Origin of the sequence: uncultured Abyssibacter sp. (assembly GCF_964000955.1) — a bacterium.
Lineage (GTDB): Bacteria > Pseudomonadota > Gammaproteobacteria > Nevskiales > OUC007 > Abyssibacter.
Genome location: NZ_CAXFCL010000025.1, coordinates 1 through 2,984, shown reverse-complemented (window position 1 = coordinate 2,984; position 2,984 = coordinate 1). Strand labels below are relative to the sequence as shown.

Below are 2,984 nucleotides of genomic sequence, written 5' to 3'. Positions count from 1 at the left end.
GTGCGCCACCCTGATCCGAGGCGGCTTTGCCCGCCGTGCCGTCGCGAGACGGCTGGCGTGGCTTGCGGTCACGCTGGCTGCCGCGCTCGGCGCCACCGCTACGGTTGTTGCGCCGACGGCTCTGCTGGTTGCGGGACGTCCCCGAACGGTTCTGACCGCGAGACTGACCGCTGTCGCGCTCGCGACTGCTGCGCTGCGGTGTCGCTTCCTTCTTTTCAGGTGCCGGCTTGGGCGCGCCGAACAGGGCCGTGCAGATCCGCGTCCACAGGCTCGGCGTCGGAGCGACGACAGCCGGGGGTTGAGCGGGCGCTTCTTCCTTCGGCTTCGGCGGCGGAATCGGTGATGACGGTACGAGCTGGCTCACCGCGGGCTGCTGGACGCGCTTCTTCTTCTCTTCCGGCTTGTTGCTGAGCATGTCCGCGACGTCTTCGGTCCGCGGCCGGATCAGCTCATGGCTGAACTCGGGCATGTCCTTCAGCTGGTCGCCGCGGATGCGCTGGATCTCGAAATGCGGATGATCCATGCCCGGTGTCGGCAGGAGCAGTACGCCGACGCCGGTGCGGCCTTCGATGGCCGCGACATCCACGCGCTTTTCGTTGAGCAGGTAGGCGGCGACGGTGACCGGCAGCTGCGCCTCGACGCGAGCGGTCTTTTCCTTCATCGCTTCTTCCTCGACCAGCCGCAGCACGGACAGCGCGGTGGAGTCGATGGAGCGAATCTGGCCCTTGCCGTCACAGCGTGGGCACTTGCTCTGCGTATGGTCCATCAGCGACGGACGCAGCCGCTGGCGCGACATCTCCAGCAGGCCGAAGCGGGAGATCTTGCCGATCTGGATGCGGGCGCGATCACTGCTCACCGCGTTGCGCAGGCGGTTTTCCACCTCGCGCTGGTTCTTGTTGGGCCCCATGTCGATGAAATCGATCACGATCAGGCCGCCCAGGTCGCGCAGCTTGAGCTGGCGGGCGATTTCCTCGGCCGCTTCCAGGTTGGTGTTGAGCGCGGTTTCCTCGATGCTCGCACCGCCGGTGGCGCGCGCCGAGTTGATATCGATGGCGGTCAGCGCTTCGGTGTAGTCGATGACGATTGAACCACCGGAGGGCAGGCGCACCTCGCGCTGGTAAGCCGTCTCGATCTGGCTTTCGATCTGGTACCGGGAGAACAGCGGAATCCGGTCGTCGTAGATCTTCAGCTTGCTCAGGTTCTGCGGCATCACCGCCTGCATGAACTCCTGCGCCTGATCGAAGAGCTTCTGGTTGTCGATCAGGATCTCGTTGATGTCCGGGCGCAGGTAGTCACGCAGCGCACGAATGATGATGCTGGATTCCTGATAGATCAGATGCGGCGCCTTGATCTCGCCCGAGGCGCGCTCGATCGCGGTCCAGAGCTCGATCAGGTAGTTCAGGTCCCATTGCAGTTCTTCTGCGGTGCGGCCCATGCCGGCGGTGCGGGCGATCACGCCCATGCCGTCCGGAATCTCGAGCTGGGCCATCGCCTCGCGCAGTTCGGAGCGCTCATCGCCTTCGACGCGGCGGGAGACGCCGCCGGCGCGCGGGTTGTTCGGCATCAACACCAGGAAGCGGCCGGCCAGACTCAGGTAGGTGGTCAGCGCCGCGCCCTTGGTGCCGCGCTCCTCCTTCTCGACCTGGACGATCAGTTCCTGACCTTCCTTGAGGACCTTCTTGATGTCCGGCCGCCCCTCGCCGGGATCACCGGTGAAGTAGCTGCGGGAGATTTCCTTGAGTGGCAGGAAGCCGTGCCGATCACCGCCGTACTCGACGAATGCGGCCTCCAGGCTGGGTTCCAGCCGGGTGATGCGGGCCTTGTAGACGTTGGCCTTGCGGCTCTGGCGCTGTTCCATCTCGATGTCGAGATCGACCAGACGCTGTCCATCGACGATCGCAACGCGCAGCTCTTCGCGCTGCGTTGCGTTCACGAGAATGCGTTTCATGTTGTGTTAATCCAGTTGCGCGCGCTCGAACCAACCGCGGAGCGGAGGGGAGCGCGATTTATCCCTGTGCAGCCTGCGCGCATGGTCAGCGGCGCAAGCCAGCTTCGAATTGGTGCAGTCGGAATCCCTGAAACGCGTGATCAGAGTTAAGATCTACGAATAGACGGGCCGATCTGCCCACCGGCGCCACCTCAGAGGGTGTTTCTCGTGGTGGGTCGGGCTGTGATGCCGATCTAAACGGTCATTCAGCGGAGCTAGTTTGCCACAGAAATCTCCAAAGGTGCGGTATCACGAAGTGACCGCCGCCGAAGACGGCCAGCGCATCGACAATTTGCTGCTGGGTCAGCTCAAGGGCGTTCCCCGATCGCATGTCTACCGATTGCTCTCCAGTGGTCAGGTCCGCCGCAATGGTGGTCGGGTCAAGCCGAGCACGCGTGTCGAACGTGGTGATCAGGTGCGGATCCCGCCCGTGCGCACCGCCGATCGCGCCGCTGGACCACCGCCGGAGCGGCTGGTCAGCCGCCTGCGCGAAGCAATCCTCGAGACGGACGGCGATTTCATCATCATCGACAAGCCTGAAGGCATGGCCGTCCATGGTGGCTCCGGCGTGCCGTTCGGCGTGATCGAATGCCTGCGCCAGATTCACGGCGACGAGTTCGATCTGGTGCATCGACTGGATCGTGACACCAGCGGGGTGCTGGTCTGCGCCCGACGGGGTGAACCGCTGCGCCGGGCGCGGCAGGCGCTGGGCAGCGAGGCGACCGAGAAGGTCTACCAGGCACTGGTTCACGGGCGCTGGAAGGGCGGGCCCAGAACCGTTAGTGCCGCGCTGGACACCTCGGCCCGGACCGGTGGGGAGCGCACGGTGAAGGCCGATGCCGAGGGCAAGGTGGCCATCACCCACTTTGATGCGCTGGACCGGCGCCGCAGGCTGAGTCTGCTCGAGGCCAGGCTTGGGACCGGCAGAACCCATCAGATCCGCGTGCATGCCACTCACGAGGGGCATCCGGTGGTCGGAGACCTTAAATATGGAGAC

The 2,984-nt window shown here is 64.8% G+C and carries 2 protein-coding genes; one reads left to right on the top strand and one right to left on the bottom strand.

What is annotated here, in order from left to right; genetic code table 11:
- The coding region (locus ABNS06_RS01045; RefSeq protein ID WP_348672079.1) for an Rne/Rng family ribonuclease at window positions 1-1,948 on the bottom strand (1,948 nt) is incomplete at its 3' end.
- Window positions 1,949-2,228: 280 nt separating this feature from the next.
- On the opposite strand from ABNS06_RS01045, the gene ABNS06_RS01040 reads away from it, so the two are divergent.
- The coding region (locus ABNS06_RS01040; RefSeq protein WP_348672077.1) for an RluA family pseudouridine synthase at window positions 2,229-2,984 on the top strand (756 nt) is incomplete at its 3' end.